Genomic DNA, 16664 nt, shown 5'->3' on the forward strand with positions numbered 1-16664 from the left:
AGCACGACGGTCGGCCTGGTGGTGGGCATGGCGGCCTTTCGGATGGCACCGAGTGGAGGGATCAGGAGGCAGGGTTGTGGCCCTCGGTCCGAGTGGCGTAGGCCTGCCACTCGCGGGGCGAGACGCCGAAGGCGTCGCGGAACGCCCGGCTGAAGTGGGAGTGGCTGACGAAGCCCCAGCGGTGCGCGACGGCGGACACACTGGTCTGCCGACGGGACGGCCGCCCCAGCTCCCGACGGCAGGCGTCCAGCCGACGCCGCCGCACCCACTGGCCCACGGTCACCCCGTCCTGCTGGAAGAGCTTGTGCAGGTAACGCACCGAGATGTGCTGCGAGCGGGCGATCGATTCGGGCGAGAGGTCCGGATCGGCGAGGTTCTGCTCGATGTAGGCGCGGATCCGGGACAGCAACTCGGCCGCGCCGGTGGGGTGTTCCGGGTTCTCCCGGTCGAGCAGCTCGGTCACCAGGATGGCGACGATGTCGGAGACGCCGCGCGCGAGGTGGTTGCCCGGCCGGGCCCGGTGGGCCCGCGCCTGGGCGGCGAGGGTACGGAGGAGCTGGGAGGCGAGCGAGCCGATCCCCTCACTCCCCCGTGCCAGCAGCCCGCCCGCGCGCCGGACATCGCCGTGCCGGACGCCGAGGTAGAAGCAGGGGACCCGGAAGCGGAGCATCCGGCACTCGGAGTCCTGCAACAGGCCCGCCGGATGCGGGGTGGTGCCGATCAGCAGGTCCCCCGGGGCCAGCACGGTGCTGGCCCCGCCGCGTCGGACGGAAGCCGCGCCGTGGACGTGCAGAACGACGTAGAGACAGTCCTCGGGGTCGGTCCCGGGCGGCGGGGAGAGGATGTCGATGCAGCCGTTGCCGCCGTCGCGGGCGGCCTGGTCAAGCTGGTGGACCGCGACTTCGGGCGCGGGGGTTTCGGACATGGGCGAGGGACCCGACTGGCTCACGGGAGGCTCCGACCGGTTGGAAGTGGTGCTGTGCGGATGCTGGCGAGGGTGGCTCGCCGCACGGCTGGGCGGCGGCGCCACCGGCAACGGGGCGTTCAGGAGGGGAAGTCCTTCCGGCGCCATTCATACAAGGAGTGGAACGGCTGGACAAACATTCAACAAGCCGAGGTTCCGGCGGCTCCGCCCGACCCGGACGGCGCTCACCCCGAGTAGCATCCACTCCTCGGAGAAGGCCCCGCCGGCACGTTTCCCGGAAGATCAAAGAGCTTGCAGGACAATGAAGTTCGGGCCACTGACACCGAAGCGACGACGATCAGCGAAGCCACCTGACCGCACCGCTCCCCGACCACGGGCACGGCCGGGGCGAGCCCACTTCCCGGCCGACCCGACGACCGGGAAGGTGCACGGACCGTCACGTCGGCGTGCACCACCGGAACATCCCCGCCGATCCCCCTCCCTAGCCTGGACGGCGGATCCGCCGCCCCCGGTCCACGGCAGCTCCCGGGGCCCGAGGCGGGACCACCGCGCCCCCCGCACGGCCCCACCCCACCCCACGCGCACCGGCGCAGACATCCGCCCCGACACCGACCCAGGAGACCCCATGCCCGCCCACCAGCCGCTGCCCAGTTCCTCGCAGCCCCACCCGGAGGTCACCAGCACCGAGATCCTCCTCGCCGCCCGACTCGTCCTGGGCGAGCACGAGTCCCTCGACGTCCCCGTGCGCCTGGGCTACCGCGGCGACGACCCGCTCGCCGTCGCGCTCGAGTTCCTCGGGCCGGCCGCCGAAGCAGGCGTCTGGCAGTTCTCCCGCGACCTCCTCTGGGAGGGACTGCAGCGGCCGGCCGGCGCCGGCGACGTCCGGATCTGGCCACCCTGCACCTGCCACGGCCGGGCGGCCCTGCGCATCATGCTCCGCAACCGCGACGACGTCGTCCTGATAGACCTCCCGTCCCGCCAGGTGCGCCGCTGGCTCCGCCGGGAGACCTTCGCCCTCGTCCCCCCGGGCACCGAAGCCGACGCGATCGACTGGGACGCCGAACTGCCCCGCCCCACCGGCTGACGGCCGGACCGCCGCCACCTTCGGTGAAGCGGCCGACCACCCACGGCGTACCCTCTGGAGCCGGGAACAGCGGCACGGACGGAGCCCGGCTTCGGCAGGCGTGGGCGGACGGGAAGAAGCTCGAATGGCAGGGTCAGGCGGTCCACTGTCCCATCGCGGCCTGCGCGGCCGGGAGGCCGAGCTCGCAGAGCTCCAGGCGCTGATCGCCTCGGTGGCCCGCACCGGGAGCGGGGGGCTGGCCCTGATCCAGGGAGAACCGGGCATCGGCAAGACCACCCTGCTCGCCGAGGCCGTCTCCCGGGCCGGCGCGGCGGGGTTCTCCGTGGGCCTCGGCAAGGCCGATGAGCTGCACCACCTCGTGCCGTTCTCGTCGTTGGCGGCCAGCACCCTGCGCGGCGACCGGCCGCTGCTGTCCGACGATGACTTCACCGATCTCGCCCGCAACCACGACCAGCGGATCTGGCTGGTGGAGCGCCTGGCGGAGGCGATCGAGGCCAGGGCTACCGACGCACCGGTGCTGATCGGTCTGGACGACGTGCAGTGGGCCGACGCGCTGAGCCGGTTCGCCCTGCAGCAGCTGCCGACCCGCTTGCGGACCTCGCCGGTCCTGTGGATGCTGACCGGGCGCCGGGAGCCCGCGGGCCCGGCGGAGGAGATCGTGGCGGCCGCCGCCGGCAACCTTCCGACGGTCACGGTGTCCCTGGGCCCGCTGTCCGGCACGGCCATCGGTCAACTGGCCGACGACACGCTCGGACCGGCGGTCGACACGTGGGTGCGGGACCTGCTCGACGGCGCCGGCGGGAACCCGTTCCTGGCGGTCGAGATGCTGGCCGGACTGCGGACCGCCGACGCCTCGCAGGAGGTCGTGCCTTCCCGGCTCGTGGTGGGCGTGCGCGGCAGGCTCCGGTCCCTGCAGCCCGGCACGCTGCGCTTCCTCCAGATGGGCGCGGTGCTGGGCCGCCGGTTCGGCTTCGACGACGCCGCCGCGCTCTGCGACCGCCCGGCCGCCGCCCTGCTCCCGGCGCTCGAGGAAGCGGTGCGCGCCGGACTCCTGGACGACGACGGCGACCACCTGGTCTTCCGGCACGACCTGCTGCGCCAGGCGGTCTACGCCGACATCCCACCGTCGGCCCGGAAGGCCCTGCACCGCGAGGCCGCCCGCCGACTGGTCGCCGCGGGGCGGCAGCCGATCGACGCGGTGCCGCACATCCTCCGGGGCGCCGTGCCCGGGGACGAGGAGGCCGTGGCGCTTCTGCGGCGAGCAGCCGACGACGTGCTGGCGGTCACCCCGGGTCCGGCGGCTGACCTGATGCTGCGCGCGCTCGAACTTGCGCCGTCGGCAGGGAAGTTGAAGTTCGAGGTGGGCGAGCAGACGATCCTCTGCCTGACCCGGGCCGGCCGGAACCGCGAGGCACTGGCGACCGGCGACCGGCTGCTGGGCGACCGGCCGCCGCTGGAGACCTTCGGCCGGCTGCAGTCCGCCCTGGGCGGGGCGCTGTGGACCATGGACCTCACCGACGAACTGCGCCGCCGGGCCGAGGCCGCGCTCGCCGCGGGCGGCTCCGCCCCGGAGATCTGCGCACGGCTGGCCGCCCTGCGCGCCCTGGCCCTGTCCCGGGGCCGTGACCTGGCCGCGGCGCGGGAGGCCGGCGAGACCGCGCTGCGGGCCGCCACCGCGATCGGCGACCGGGAGGCCCATGTGCTGGCCCTGTCCGGGCTGGGCGAGATCGCACTGAACGCGGGGGAGAACGCGGTCGCGCTGGAGCGCTTCGCCGCGCTCAGCACCATCGACTCCGCCTTCCTCCCCGAGGAGGTCGTCGCGCACCTGCACGCGGACGACTTCGCCTCCGGTGCACGCCTGCTCCTCCGGGCGGCGGACCGGGCCGGTGTGGTGCGTCAGGCCATGCTGCTGTGGGCCCAGGGCCAGCACGACCTGGGGCTCGGCCGGCTCGACGACGCCGAGGCCGACTTCGTGACCATGGAACGCCTGGAGGACGAGGTACGGGTGCCCGTCCAGCAGGTGAACGGCCGGGTGATCCGCTCCCGGATCGCCCTGCTGCGCGGCGACCGGGAGGCGGCCGCGGAGCACCTGCTCGCCGCCCAGGAGGGACTGGCCGTCAAACCCAACCCGGGCAACACGGCCGCGGTGCGCTTCCTGGAGGCCGTCCACGCCGAGGCCGACGGGGACGTCGGACTCGCCGTCGACCGGATCCGCCAGGTGCAGCGGCAAGGACCCTTCATGCGGTGGCGGCTGCTGCGCGACTGGGTCGACGCCGCGGTCCGGATGTCCCTGCGCGGCGGGGAGCAGCAGCTCGCCGAGGACCTGGCCGCGCAGGCCGAGGCCCACGCCGAACGCAACCCGTCCGTGCCGACCGCCACCGGCATCGCGGCGCAGGCCCGCGGGCTCGTACGGAACGACCCCGCCGTCCTCGAACACGCCGTGGAACTGCTCGGGGCGAGCCCCCGCCCGCTGACCCGGGCCGCCGCCCACGCCGATCTCGGCCTGGCACTGCTGGCCGCAGGGCGGCGCGGCCGGGCGGTGACCGCGCTGGCCCACGCGCGGGGCACCTTCGCCGAGGCTGGTGCCCACGCCGCCGCGGCACGCGTCCAACGCGCCCTGGAAGGCGCCGGGGCCGACAGCCGCCGGGCAGCGACCGTGCAGCGCCCCGTCCGGGGCTGGGGCGCCCTCACGGCCTCGGAGGAGAAGGTCGCGCGCCTCATCGCCCAGGGCCACACCAACCGGTCAGCCGCCGACGTGCTCGTGGTGTCCCCGCACACCGTCAACACCCATCTGACGGCCGTGTTCCGCAAGCTGTCGATCGGCTCCCGGGTCCAACTCGCCAACCTGGTCGCCTCCCTCCCCGAGGCCTGAGCGCGCCTCCTTGGTACGTTCACGCGATGCCCCGCCACGGCCGGACCCGCTTGGCTGGGACATGACCCGTCCCACTCCCCCGCCCAGTCGAAGGCCACCGGCATGCACAGCCCCACCCCCGTTCCGCCGACCGTCGTGCTGGTGCACGGGGCATTCACCGACGCCTCGTCCTGGGCGGCTGTCGTCGACCTGCTGCACGCCGCCGGAATGGCGGTGCACGCCCCGCCGAACCCGCTGCGCGGTCTGGAGCATGACACCGCGTGCGTCATGAGCCTGGTGCGCGAGCTCGACACCCCCGTCATCCTGGTCGGCCACGGCTACGGCGGCGCGGTGATCACCCAGGCGGCCGACGACGCCGACCAGGTGGTGGCCCTGTGCTACGTCGCCGCGTTCGGCCTCGACGCCGGCGAGTGCGTGCTGGACATCACCAACCGCTTCGCCCCCTCCCCGCTGGCCGACGCCACCATCACCACGGCACTGCCCGCCGGCCCTGACAGTGCGGTGTCCATCCGTGCGGAACGGTTCCGGGAGGTGTACGCCGACGACCTGCCACCGGCGGTCGAGCAGGCGCTGGCCGCGGCACAACGCCCGATCGCCTGCGGCGCGCTGACCGACAGGTCGGGCTCGCCGGTTTGGGCGGACAAGCCGTCCTGGTACGCCATCGCGACCGCCGACCGGATGCTCAACCCTGCCGCCCAGCGCTTCATGGCCCAGCGCATGGCGGCCACCGAGTACGTGCTGGACGCCTCGCACGCCGTCCCGCTCTCGCGGCCCGACGCCGTGGTGGCGATGATCCGGGAGGCCACCGGGCACACCACGGGTGCTCCCGGGGGTGTTTAATGTGCGTTCGAACGGAAGTGTCCGATCGAACCCCGACGCCCAGGCACCCCGCAAAGGCACCAGCATGATCTCACCGGCCAGACCGTCGGCTCGGCGGATCGCCGCCCTCCTGACCGGGCTCCTCCTCCTGGTGCCGGCCGCCACCGGGTGCGGTCACAGCACCGGTTCCGGGTCGGCCGGAGGCGAGGTCACCGCCATCACCGCGCTCGACTACTACACCGACGAAGCCGAACACGCCCAATGGGGCGACCTGCTCACCGCGTGCGGCCGAACGGTCGGGGTGCGGGTCGAGCAGACGAGCGTCCCGGGGGCGTCCCTGATCCCCAAGGTCCTGCAGCAGGCGTCCTCGCGGACCCTCCCCGACCTGCTGATGCTCGACAACCCCGACCTCCAGCAGATCGCCCGGACCGGCGCACTGACCCCGCTGGACGGCTACGGCATCGACGCCGACGGCTTCGCCCAGGGCATCCTGTCGGCGGGCACCTACCAGGGCAAGGTGTACGGACTGGCCCCCAATGTCAGCACCGTCGCCCTGATCTACAACAAGGACATGCTCGCCGAGGCCGGCGTCGCCGTCCCGAGGACCTGGGACGAACTGAAGGCGGCCGCGGCCGCGTTGACCCGTCCCGGGCGTTACGGCATGGCGGTCGACGCGAACGCCACCTTCGAGGGCACCTGGCAGTTCCTGCCCTTCCTGTGGTCCAACGGCGCTGACGAGCGGCAGTTGGACACCCCTCAGGCCGCGCAGGCGCTCCAGCTCTGGGTCGACCTGGTGAAGAGCGGATCCATGTCGAAGTCGGTGCTGAACTGGACGCAGGCCGACGTCCACGACCAGTTCGTCGCCGGACGGACGGCCATGATGATCAACGGCCCGTGGCGCATCCCGGCCCTGGAGAAGGACGCGAACCTGCATTGGGGAGTGGCCCCCGTGCCCGTCCCCCGGCTGGGACAGAGCCCGGTCACCCCGCTCGGCGGCGAGGTGTGGACGGTCCCGCAGAGCCCTTCCAAGGCCCGGCAGGAGAAGGCCGCCCGGGTCCTCGCCTGCCTGAACTCCCCCTCGAACATGCTCACCCTGGCCCAGGAGCACCGCACCGTGCCCTCCCGCACCTCGGTGGCCGCCAAGCACGCCGAGGAGAACCCGTCGATGGCCGCCTTCGCCCAGAGCGTGGCGGCGGCGCGCGCCCGTACCAGCGAGCTCGGCGTCGAGTGGCCCAAGGCGGCGACGGGGATCTACACCGCGATCCAGTCCGCGCTGACGGGTGAGCAGACACCGGAGGAAGCCCTCAGCCATGCGCAGCAGACCGCGACCGGCCACTGACCCGTTGCCGGTTCGGAGCGGGGAGCGATGGGCACGGTGGCTGTTCATCGCGCCCGCCGCCGCGTACCTGCTGCTGTTCTTCGGCTACCCGATCGTCGAGAACGTCGTGATGAGTTTCCAGCGGTACACCGTCACGACCTTCTACACCGGTGACGCCCCGTTCGTGGGGCTGCGGAACTACGCGGCGGTCCTCTCGTCGAGCCGCTTCCCCCGAACCCTGCTGACCACGGCCGTGTTCACGGTCGGATCGGTCCTGGGGCAGTTCGCCGTCGGCCTGGCCTTCGCCCTGTTCTTCCGGCGCCGCTTCCCGCTCGGCGGCGTGCTGCGATCGCTCCTGTTGCTGCCGTGGCTGCTGCCGCTGGTCGCCTCCGGAACCACCTGGAAGTGGATGCTCGACCCCGACACCGGAGTCGTCAACGCGGTGCTGCGCGGCCTCCACCTCTGGACGTCCGGCATCCCTTGGCTCACCGGCACCTCCCAGGCGCTCCTGTCGGTGGTCCTGGTCAACATCTGGGTCGGCGTCCCCTTCAACACCGCGATCCTGTACGGCGGTCTGCAGGACATCCCCCCGCACCTGTACGAGGCGGCGAAGCTGGACGGCGCCGGCCCGCTGGCCTCGTTCCGCCACATCACCTGGCCACTGCTGCGGCCGGTGGTGAGCGTGGTGCTCGTGCTGGGCGTGGTCTACACCGTCAAGGTGCTGGACATCATCCTGGTGGTCACGGGCGGAGGACCGGCCGGCGCCACCGAGACCATCGCCACCCAGTCCTACGAACTGTCCTTCCGGCAGTACGACTTCGGGCGCGGCGCCGCGATGAGCAACCTGCTCATCGTCCTGTCGCTGGTGTTCGCCGTCCTCTATCTGCGCGCCGACCGACGCGCCCGGACCGTCTGAGAGGCGATCCCGTGAAGCGCCCGCCCGGCCGCGGGGGCCGGCTGTCCACCCTCGTCGGGATCGTCCTGCTCACACTGATGCTGTTCCCCGTCTACTGGATGGTGAACGCCTCCCTCCAGCCGGCCGGCAACACCCTGCGCGGAGGGTGGTTCCCACTCCATCCGGACCTCAGCGGGTACGCCACCGCGCTGCGCGACCAGGGGCGCAACCTCGTCACCAGCCTCGTGGTGGCCCTCGGCAGCGCGGTGCTCAGCCTGGCACTCGCCGCGCCGGCGGCACACGCGCTGGCCCGGTTCCGCCTGCGCGGCACCAACGTCGTGCTCCTCGGCATCCTGACCACCCAGATGGTGCCGAGCATCGTGGTGGCCAACGCGCTCTACGGCGCCTACAACGACCTGGGGCTCCTGAACTCCCACCTCGGGCTGATCCTCGCCGACTCCACCGCCGGCATCCCCTTCGCGATCGTCATCCTGCACTCGTTCATGCGGGGCATCCCCGCGGAGATCATCGAGGCCGCGCGGGTGGACGGCGCCGGCCGGCTGCGCGTCTTCCGTTCCGTGGTACTCCCGTTGAGCCGGAACGCATTGATCACGGCCGGCGTCTTCACCTTCCTCTTCGCCTGGAGCGACTTCCTCTTCGCCCTCACCCTGACCACCACGGACACCGTCCGGCCGATCACCCTGGGCGTCTACCAGTACCTCGGCGCCCACACCGACCAGTGGAACGCCGTGATGGCCACCACCGTCCTGGCGTCCGTGCCCGCCGCCGTCCTGCTCGTCGTCGCCCAGCGCCACGTCACCGGCGCCGCCACCGGTGCGGCCGTCAAGTGAGGGTCACCCCCGATCTAGTAGGTTCGCGCGATGTCCCGCCCCGGGCCCGCTGGCATGGTGTTCCGGAAGGCACAGCGGTGGACGGGACCACCGCCGGCCGACCGACCCGAGAGGAACCCGGTGCCCGCATCTCTCTCCACCGCGCGACTGTCCGCCTCCGACCGGGCGGAGAGCTGGCACGAGGCGGTGTCCCACGCCTTCGTACCGATGGCGGTGGACCTCCTGGAGGAGGTGCCGTCGCCCGGGGCGATCGTCGGCCACCAGCTCGGCCCGGTGCGGATATGGAGGGTCCAGGCGGGGCCGCAGGTGGTGACGCGCAGCCGGCGCATGATCGCCGACGGCGGCCCCCCGTCGCTGATCCTCAGCCTGCAGGAGCGCGGCACCGCGCTCAAGGAGCAGGACGGCAGGGAGTCGGTCATCCGGCCGGGCGAGTTCTCCATCACCGACACCTCCCGGGTCTTCCGGAAGAAGATGGAGGAGGGGTTCGTCTTCACGTCCTTCCACTTCCCCCGCGCGGAGTTGGACGTCCCGGAGCGCGACCTGCGGGCGCTGACCGCGACCTCGTTCAGCGGGGCCGAGGGCAGCGCCGCACTGGTGGCGACCTACCTCTCGCAGATGGCGCGCGAGGCGGAGGTGCTGGACGAGGCCGTCGGCCGTCGGGCCGCAGCCACCGCGCTCGACCTGCTGGCGCTGTTGGTCGACGACCGGTCCGGGCGCTCCCGGCCGCAGGCCTCGCGGAGCGCGGCCTCGCTGGAGCGGGTCAAGGAGCACATCCTGCGCAACCTCCGCGATCCGGACCTGTCGCCGTCCACGATCGCGGAGGCGAACTTCATGTCGCTCCGCTTACTCCACAAGCTCTTCCAGCTCGAGGGCACCACGGTCGGCGGGTGGATCCGGACCCAGCGGCTGGAGCGGTGCAGCCGGGACCTCCTCCGCCCGGTGGCCACGGAACTCGGGGTAGCAGGGGTCGCCCGCCGCTGGGGCTTCGCCAACTCCAGCCACTTCAGCCGCGCCTTCCGTGCGGCCTACGGCATGACACCGAGGGACTGGCAGGTCGGCGGCAACCCGGGGCGATGACCCTCCGCCGCCCGCGACACCTCCGCCCCGGGCAGGCCCAGGTCCGGCGCGCCCGCAATGCGCGCGGCCGCGCCGGTCCGGGGCCCTGCCGCGGGCCCCGACGGGTCAGGCGAACGGGCCGTCAGGGCCGAACGCGCGGGCGGCGAAGCGCTCGGCCATCCGGCGGTGGCCGGCCGGGCTCGGGTGCAACAGGTCCGGCAGCTCGGCCAGATCGCCCGGACCGAGCAGCTCGCGGCCGTCGAGATGGTGCAGATGCGGGTCGCGCCGGGCAGCCACGATGCGGGCCAGCTCGGCGCGGACGACGCCCACCGTGAGGGCCCCGGACGCGACCTGCGCCGGATCGCCGAGGGCCGTGAACCGACCCTCGCTGTCCGTCCCCGCGGGTCCGGGCACCTCCTCCAGTGGCGGGCAGCTGATCGGGGACACCACCAGCACCGGCGTGTCCGGGTGTCCCTCTCGGACGGTGTCCAGAAATCCGTGCACGGCCGGGAGGAAGGACCGCAGCTTGAAGTCCGCGCCGGTCACCACGTTCAGCCCCAGCTTCAGGCTGATCAACTCCGCGCGCTCGTCCCGGATCGCCCGGGCCACGAACGGGTCGAGCCGGGCATTGCCGGCCAATGAGAGATTGGTCAGCTCCACCCCGGCGTGGACCGACGCCAGCACCGGCCAGGTGTCGAAGGGAGAGTCGGCCTGCGGGTAGTGGCTGACCGAGCTGCCGTGGTGCACCCAGCGCCGACGGCCCGTCCGGCGCGGCGGTGCGACTTCGGCGTCCGCCCACAGACCGATCAGCTCGGTCCGCGCGCGCTGCGGCAGCCACACCTCAACGTCCTTCTCCCCACCGCTCAGCACGTCGAACCGCACCCGCGCGGGCCGGTCGGCCGCGAACTCGGCCCGCCCGGTCCGGACTCCATCGATCACCAGCTCCAGCACCCCGATGTCCGCGGCCAGCGCCTCGACCTCCAGCACCGTCGCGGCGGTCCGGAAGGCCATCCGCACCCCGGACGGCAAGGCCGCCATCCGGGCCACCGCCTCGTTCGGAAACTGTGCCCGCGTCCACCGCGGCAACCGCCAGGGCAGTACACCCGTCTCCGTACGCTGCAGATCCAGCGCGCCCCGGAACTCCACCGGGCCATCCAGCAGTGGCACTTGCCGCATCTCGACTGTCACGCACCCAAGGCTAGGTAACGAACCTGACTGCTGCGCCACGGTTGACGACGGATTCATGCGGTGACGAAGTCGCCCATCATCGCCATGTCCTCATGCTCCAGGTTGTGGCAGTGCAGCATGAACCTACCCGCGTAGTCGGTGAACCGGACGACGAGTTCCACAGCCTCGGCCGGCCGCAGATCGACGGTGTCCTTCCAACCCGCATCGAAGCGGCCGGGCGAAGCGCCGTTGCGGGAGAGCACCCGGAAGTGGTTCAGGTGCAGGTGGACGGGGTGGTGGAATGTCCCGCTCGCCGCGCGGCAGCGGGAGAGCGTCCTCCTCGTCGTCGTGCAGAAGCATCGACGCCGCCCCCGCCGCGGTTCTCCCGGGCCGCCACCTGCCGGCCGTGCGCCACTCTGACACGACGGCGCGGCCACCGGCATTCCGCCTCCCGCCCGGGCGCGGGCCGGGGGCACGAAGGCGCGTCGGACGGGCCGTCGATCTGCACGCCGGCCGCGCCCCGTTGGCTGCCGAGCGGCGACTACGCCTTCCGCCGGCAGTTCGACGACCCGACCAGAGCGCCGGTCTTCGCCTTCACCATCGAGACCGGGCACGAGGAGGAGTCCGGATTCCACCCCAACTACGGCAGCCCGCCCGGGCATTACGCCAAGATCGAACGGGAGGTCCACGCGGCTCTTACGGCCCTCTGCAACTTCGCGGCCTGAACGCCGAGTTGCGGATCCGGAGCTCGCACCAGGCGGACCGCCGACGCATCCGGTGTCCGACCTCCAGGACGGACTGAAGGACCCGAGCGTCGGTCGGCAGACACTCTCGTCCGTCTACCACCACTTCGGAGACCGCGACCAGGTCGACGCCGAGCTGCTGCGGCGTCACCTGGCCGCACTGCGCGAGCGGATCGCCGCCCGACCGAACGGGCACGAGCTGCGGACCGTACGCGACACCGTCGACGCCGTCATCGACCCGCTGCTCGCCCACGGCCGCCGGAACCCGGCCTTCGTCCAGCTGTGGCGGGAGCAGACCGCACCCCTGGTCGAGCTGGGGCGCGAGTTCGACGAGTCGCTCGCCGAGAAGACCCTGCGGGTGCTCGTCGACCGCGCACTGATCCGCCCCGGCCCTCCGCTCCTCGCCGTACAGCTCGCCTTCGAGGCCGGCGACCGGCTCTTCGACGTCGCCTTCGAGCGCTCCCGGCGCGGCGACGCAGCGACGGTGGACGAAGCCCGCCGCCTCGTCACCGCCCACCTGGAGACGTACGCGCCCCCGGCCCCCGGCGACCGACCTGACGGCCGAACGGGTCGGCTCGCCGCGACCGCGGGGATTGACAGCGCCTCAGCTCGGCCCTCAAAATCGAATTGATTCGAATTTAACTCCAGGTCTGCCGCTGCACCGGCCGTGACCTGCGTTCACGCGTGCCACCGGCACAGCCCTCATCCCCTGTCGGCTGGACACGCCCCCGACGTCAGCCGTCCGCAATGACCTTCGCCCAGCCCACGGCGACCGTCTCCTTCGCCTTCTCGGTCTGCGCATCCGTCGGGAACTCGGGCGTTCCCTCAACCGTCGGCAATCGTGCGAAGGCGGCCTCGTCAAGGGTGCCGTCCTTCCTCATGGCGTCGAGCAGCACCGGGCGGGCGTAGCCGTTGAGCCGGAGGTTCTGACCCTCGGTGCTGAAGAGGTACTCCTGCCACAGGCGGGCGGCCGCCGGGTGTGGGGCGTCCTTGTTGATCGCCAGCGCGTAGTACTGGGCGAAGCTGCCGTCGAAGGGGATCGAGACCTGCCAGTTGACGCCTTTGCCGCGGAGCTGGTCGGTGTAGTTGAGGTTGACGAAGTCCCAGTTGATGCTGATGGGCGTCTGGCCGCTCGCGACCGTGGCCGAGGTGGCATCGACCGGGTTGAGGTTGCCCGCCTGCTTGAGCTTGGCGAAGAAGTCGAGGCCGGGCTGGATGTTGTCGAACGATCCGCCGTTCGCCAGGGCCGCCGCGTAGACGCTGGCGAATCCGGTCTCGGAGCGGGTGGGGTCGCCCTCAAGGGCGACCTTGCCCTGGTAGGCGGGTTTCAGCAGATCGGCGAAGGTCTCGGGACAGACCTCGACGCGGTTCGCGTCGCAGCCGATGGAGATGTAGCCCCCGTAGTTGTTGGACCAACGGCCCTGCGGGTCCTTCTGGTTGCTCGGGATCGAGCGGTACGCGGTGACCTTGTACGGCGCGAGCAGGTTCTGTCGGCCTGCCGCCCGGGCGAACGTGTCCCCTACGTCGATGACGTCGGGGGCGATCGGCTGTCTCCCGTCCTTCTTGATGGCGTCGATCTCGTCCTGGCTGTGGCCCAGAGGATCGTCGACCGTGACCGTGATCCCGTACTTCTTCTCGAAGCCGTCGATCAGGCCGCCGTAGTAGGCCCAGTCACGGGGGATCGCGATCGCTCTGAGCGTGCCCTCCTTCTTCGCCGCGGCGGTCAGTGCGTCCATGCCGCCCACGTCCTTCGCGGAGGTGGCCACCGACGGGTCTTTGGGTGTGGCGGGCGGTGTGTGGCCGCACGCGCCCAGGCCCATGGCCAGGAGGACCAGGCAGCCGGAGACGATCGCCGTTCGGGCACGAGATGCGGTCACGATGACTCCAGACGTCCTTCGGTGGTCACCGGCGGGATCTCGCCGGGACCTTCCACTGCCGGGGTGGCGCTCTCGTGGAGGTGCTGTTCGGCCCAGATGACTTTGCCGGTGGGGGTGTAGCGGGTGCCCCAGCGCTCGGAGAGCTGGGCGACCAGGAACAGCCCGCGCCCGCCCTCGTCGGTGCTGACCGCGTACCGCAGGTGCGGGGAGGTGCTGCTGCCGTCGGAGACCTCGCAGATGAGTGCGCGGTCACGGATCAGCCGGAGCCGGACCGGCCCGATGGCGTACCGGATGGCGTTGGTGACCAGCTCGCTGACGATCAGTTCGGTGGTGAAGGCCATTTCGTCCAGCCCCCACGCGGTGAGCCGTTCCGCGACGCCGGCCCGGACCCGGGCGACGGCGGCCGGGTCGGCCGGGACGTGCCAGACGGCGAACCGGTCGGCGGGCAGCGCCCTGGTCCGGGCGACCAGCAGGGCGATGTCGTCGGTCGGGTTGGCCGGCAGCAGGGCGTTCAGCACCGCCTCGCAGGTGTCGTCGGGGCTGCGGTCGCCCTGGCCGAGAGTGGTGCGCAGCAGTTCGAGGCCGACGTCGATGTCCCGGGAGCGGTCCTCGACCAGCCCGTCGGTGTAGAGGACCAGCCGGGTGCCCTCCCGCAGCTGCAGTTCGGCGTTCTCGAACGGCAGGCCGACCAGGCCGAGCGGCGGCCCGGCGGGCAACTCGGGGAACTCCACCGAGCCGTCCGGGTGGACCAGGGCCGGCAGCAGGTGCCCGGCCCGGGCCATGACGCAGCGCAGGGTGACCGGGTCGTAGATGGCGTAGAGGCAGGTCGCGCCGGTGATGGCGTCACCGTCCTTGGCCGCCCGGTCCTGGTCGATCTGGTTGACCAGGTCGTCCAGGTGGCCGAGCAGTTCGTCCGGGGGCAGGTCGAGGGAGGAGAAGTTGTGCACGGCGGTGCGCAGCTGACCCATGGTGGCGGCGGCGTGCAGGCCGTGGCCGACCACGTCGCCCACCACCAGGGCGACCCGGGCGCCGGGCAGCGGGATCACGTCGAACCAGTCGCCGCCCACGCCGGCCTCGGCGGGCAGGTAGCGGTAGGCGACGTCCAGGGCGCTCTGCTCGGGCAGTCCGCCGGGTAGCAGGCTGTGCTGGAGGGTGACGGCCATCCGGTGCTCGCGGGTGTAGCGGCGGGCGTTGTCGATGGAGACGGCGGCCCGGGCGACCAGCTCCTCGGCCAGCGAGAGGTCGTCCTCGTCGAAGGGTTCCGGTGAGGCCGCGCGCCAGAAGACGGCCACGCCGAGGACCTGGCCTCGGGCGCGCAGCGGCACGCTCAGCAGCGAGTGGATGCCGTGGTCGACCGCGCGCCGGGCCCGGTCCGGGGCGTCGTCGTGCCAGACGCCGGCGCTGGCCAGATCCGCCTCGATCACGGACTGGCCGTGCTGCAGGCTGCGGCCGAGCGGGGCGGTGGGAACGATCGGAATGGTCGCACCGACGGGCTGGAACGGCGTGTCCGGGTGGACGCCGCTCAGCCCGGCGCGCTGCAGTCGGAGGATCCGGGTACCGGTGGGCTCGTCGCCGTGCAGGACGGGCTCCACGAGGTCGACGGTGGCGTAGTCGGCGAAGCTCGGGACGGCCGCCTCCGCGAGTTCCTGGGCGATGCGCACCACGTCGAGTGTGGTGCTGATCGTGGCGCCGGCCTCGTGCAGCACCCTGAGGCGCTCACGGGCCGTCTCGGCCTTGCCGGACAGGGCGCGTAGCTCGGTGGAGTCGCGCAGGGTCGCGACCCGCCCGGGCGGTCCCCCGTTGCGGTCGGTGGCCCGGATGTTCACCGAGAGTAGGCGGTCGCCGGACCCGACCACGGCGTCGGTGACCACTCGCCCCGAGGCCAGCAGCTCGGCGACCAGGTGGCCCAGGCCCAGCTCGGTGATCGGACGGCCTTCGCAGTCGGCGGGCAGGCCGAGCAACCGGGAGGCCTCGTCGTTGGCCAGCAGCAGGCGGCCGTCCTCGCCGAGGATCAGCACGCCCTCCCGGACGGCGTGCAGCACGGCGTCGCGGTGCTCGTACATCCTGGTCATCTCGGCCGGGCCCAGGCCATGGGTCTGCCGCTGCAGCCGGCGGCTCACCAGGCTCGCCCCGCCCGCGCCGATGGCGAGAGCCACCGCGGCACCGCCGAACAGGACCGGCAGCTGCTGGTTCACCCTGTGCTGCACGTTCCCGACCGTGACCGGGACGGAGACGATGGCGACGACGGAGCCGTCGGCGGCCTTGACGGGTACCGCCGAGATCACGGAGAGACCCAGCGTTCCGTGGAAGGTGCTGGTGAAGGGCTTGCCGGTCGCCGCCTGCGCGTAGGGACCGATGACGTGCTTCCCGATCTGGTTCGGGTCGCTGTGGGTGAGCGTGATCCCGTCCACCCGGTAGACGATGATGGCGTCCACGCCGGCGGCCTTCCGGGCCGCCTCGGCGTACGGCTGCAGGACTGCGCTCGGGTCGGGTCCGCTCAGTGCCGTCAGGATCCCCGGAGAGTTCGCGAACGCCTGCGCCGCGGCGAGTGTCCGGCTCTGGGCATTCGCCGTGGCGTCGCGCCGAGCCCCGACCACGAGCACCCCCAGCGCGGCGACGGCGATCAGCAGCATCACCGCCAGTTGCAGGAGGAACACCGGGCCGGCGAGGCTGCGCAGGCTCAGCAGGCCCTTGAACAGCCGCCTCAGCCTTCCCGCATACGGCCGGCCGTGTTCTTGGCGTCCTTGCCCCCTGCGCCTCGGACGAGGAAGCCGCCCGGGCACATCAGGACTTCTCTGCACGTCGACCAAGCCAGGCCCAGCCTCGCTCCAGAACAACAGGGACAAATCCCATTGTTGACGCCAAACGGACCGATCTCGACCGCCAGCCTGCGTTCCAAGCGGATCAGCGGCGGGTCGGCGCGGGTGAGGGGGCGGGTCGGCGCGGGTGAGAGAACGAATCGGTGCAGGTGAGAGGCGGAGTGCCGACCCACGGGGCGCCCCATGGCGCGGGCCGGGGACTTCGAGATCACCGTCGCTCCGGCCCGCGCCGTGCGAC

13 protein-coding genes are annotated in these 16664 nt (G+C 72.3%); 8 read left to right on the top strand and 5 right to left on the bottom strand.

Annotated elements, in window-relative coordinates; translation table 11 throughout:
• Window positions 1-61: 61 nt before the first annotated feature.
• Entirely contained in the window at window positions 62-925 is an 864-nt protein-coding gene (locus ACH4E7_RS28305) for a helix-turn-helix domain-containing protein (RefSeq protein ID WP_396251881.1), read from the bottom strand.
• Between the two features lie 625 nt (window positions 926-1550).
• On the opposite strand from ACH4E7_RS28305, the gene ACH4E7_RS28310 reads away from it, so the two are divergent.
• The 7 genes from ACH4E7_RS28310 (at window position 1551) to ACH4E7_RS28340 (ending at window position 9841) form a co-directional block, all read left to right on the top strand.
• On the top strand, window positions 1551-2009 hold the full coding sequence (locus tag ACH4E7_RS28310) for an SsgA family sporulation/cell division regulator (RefSeq protein WP_396251882.1): 459 nt from the start codon (window positions 1551-1553) through the stop codon (window positions 2007-2009).
• Window positions 2010-2133: 124 nt separating this feature from the next.
• The gene (locus ACH4E7_RS28315; protein WP_396251883.1) at window positions 2134-4881 is read left to right on the top strand and encodes an ATP-binding protein; all 2748 of its coding nucleotides are present in this window, start codon (window positions 2134-2136) and stop codon (window positions 4879-4881) included.
• 102 nt (window positions 4882-4983) lie between these two features.
• A complete protein-coding gene (locus tag ACH4E7_RS28320; protein WP_396251884.1) occupies window positions 4984-5721 on the top strand; it encodes an alpha/beta fold hydrolase in 738 nt (245 codons plus the stop codon).
• A 64-nt stretch (window positions 5722-5785) separates the two neighbouring features.
• Entirely contained in the window at window positions 5786-7039 is a 1254-nt protein-coding gene (locus ACH4E7_RS28325; RefSeq protein WP_396251885.1) for an ABC transporter substrate-binding protein, read from the top strand.
• Window positions 7011-7934 (top strand): carbohydrate ABC transporter permease, encoded by a 924-nt coding sequence (locus ACH4E7_RS28330; protein WP_396251886.1) that lies wholly within the window; start codon window positions 7011-7013, stop codon window positions 7932-7934. The genes ACH4E7_RS28325 and ACH4E7_RS28330 overlap by 29 nt, the downstream gene beginning before the upstream one ends.
• Before the next feature lie 11 nt (window positions 7935-7945).
• On the top strand, window positions 7946-8764 hold the full coding sequence (locus ACH4E7_RS28335) for a carbohydrate ABC transporter permease (protein ID WP_396251887.1): 819 nt from the start codon (window positions 7946-7948) through the stop codon (window positions 8762-8764).
• Window positions 8765-8884: 120 nt separating this feature from the next.
• Window positions 8885-9841 carry a helix-turn-helix domain-containing protein gene (locus ACH4E7_RS28340; RefSeq protein WP_396251888.1) on the top strand — a complete coding sequence of 319 codons (957 nt, stop codon included), beginning with the start codon at window positions 8885-8887 and terminating at the stop codon, window positions 9839-9841.
• A 105-nt stretch (window positions 9842-9946) separates the two neighbouring features.
• Here the strand turns inward: ACH4E7_RS28340 and ACH4E7_RS28345 are convergent, their stop codons facing one another.
• A complete protein-coding gene (locus ACH4E7_RS28345; RefSeq protein ID WP_396251889.1) occupies window positions 9947-11008 on the bottom strand; it encodes a lipase in 1062 nt (353 codons plus the stop codon).
• A gap of 53 nt (window positions 11009-11061) precedes the next feature.
• The gene (locus ACH4E7_RS28350) at window positions 11062-11649 is read right to left on the bottom strand and encodes a multicopper oxidase domain-containing protein (protein WP_396251939.1); all 588 of its coding nucleotides are present in this window, start codon (window positions 11647-11649) and stop codon (window positions 11062-11064) included.
• A 115-nt stretch (window positions 11650-11764) separates the two neighbouring features.
• Between ACH4E7_RS28350 and ACH4E7_RS28355 the strand changes: the two genes are divergently transcribed.
• Window positions 11765-12361, top strand: coding sequence for a TetR/AcrR family transcriptional regulator (locus ACH4E7_RS28355; RefSeq protein ID WP_396251890.1), 597 nt, complete (start codon window positions 11765-11767; stop codon window positions 12359-12361).
• Between the two features lie 103 nt (window positions 12362-12464).
• Here ACH4E7_RS28355 and ACH4E7_RS28360 read toward each other — a convergent pair whose 3' ends face one another.
• The gene (locus ACH4E7_RS28360; RefSeq protein ID WP_396251891.1) at window positions 12465-13607 is read right to left on the bottom strand and encodes an ABC transporter substrate-binding protein; all 1143 of its coding nucleotides are present in this window, start codon (window positions 13605-13607) and stop codon (window positions 12465-12467) included.
• A complete protein-coding gene (locus tag ACH4E7_RS28365) occupies window positions 13604-16264 on the bottom strand; it encodes a SpoIIE family protein phosphatase (protein ID WP_396251892.1) in 2661 nt (886 codons plus the stop codon). The genes ACH4E7_RS28360 and ACH4E7_RS28365 overlap by 4 nt, the downstream gene beginning before the upstream one ends.
• Between the last annotated feature and the right edge of the window lie 400 nt (window positions 16265-16664).

This window comes from Kitasatospora sp. NPDC018058 (assembly GCF_044327205.1).
In the GTDB taxonomy this organism is placed as follows: domain Bacteria; phylum Actinomycetota; class Actinomycetes; order Streptomycetales; family Streptomycetaceae; genus Kitasatospora.

What these genes read in the sequence shown, in the direction of transcription:
- ACH4E7_RS28325 (WP_396251885.1), top strand. Translation starts at nt 5,786, where the DNA reads ATGATCTCACCGGCCAGACCGTCGGCTCGGCGGATCGCCGCCCTCCTG.
- ACH4E7_RS28320 (WP_396251884.1), top strand. Translation starts at nt 4,984, where the DNA reads ATGCACAGCCCCACCCCCGTTCCGCCGACCGTCGTGCTGGTGCACGGG.
- ACH4E7_RS28350 (WP_396251939.1), bottom strand. Translation starts at nt 11,649, where the DNA reads ATGCCCGGGCGGGCTGCCGTAGTTGGGGTGGAATCCGGACTCCTCCTC.
- ACH4E7_RS28310 (WP_396251882.1), top strand. Translation starts at nt 1,551, where the DNA reads ATGCCCGCCCACCAGCCGCTGCCCAGTTCCTCGCAGCCCCACCCGGAG.
- ACH4E7_RS28330 (WP_396251886.1), top strand. Translation starts at nt 7,011, where the DNA reads ATGCGCAGCAGACCGCGACCGGCCACTGACCCGTTGCCGGTTCGGAGC.
- ACH4E7_RS28315 (WP_396251883.1), top strand. Translation starts at nt 2,134, where the DNA reads ATGGCAGGGTCAGGCGGTCCACTGTCCCATCGCGGCCTGCGCGGCCGG.
- ACH4E7_RS28305 (WP_396251881.1), bottom strand. Translation starts at nt 925, where the DNA reads ATGTCCGAAACCCCCGCGCCCGAAGTCGCGGTCCACCAGCTTGACCAG.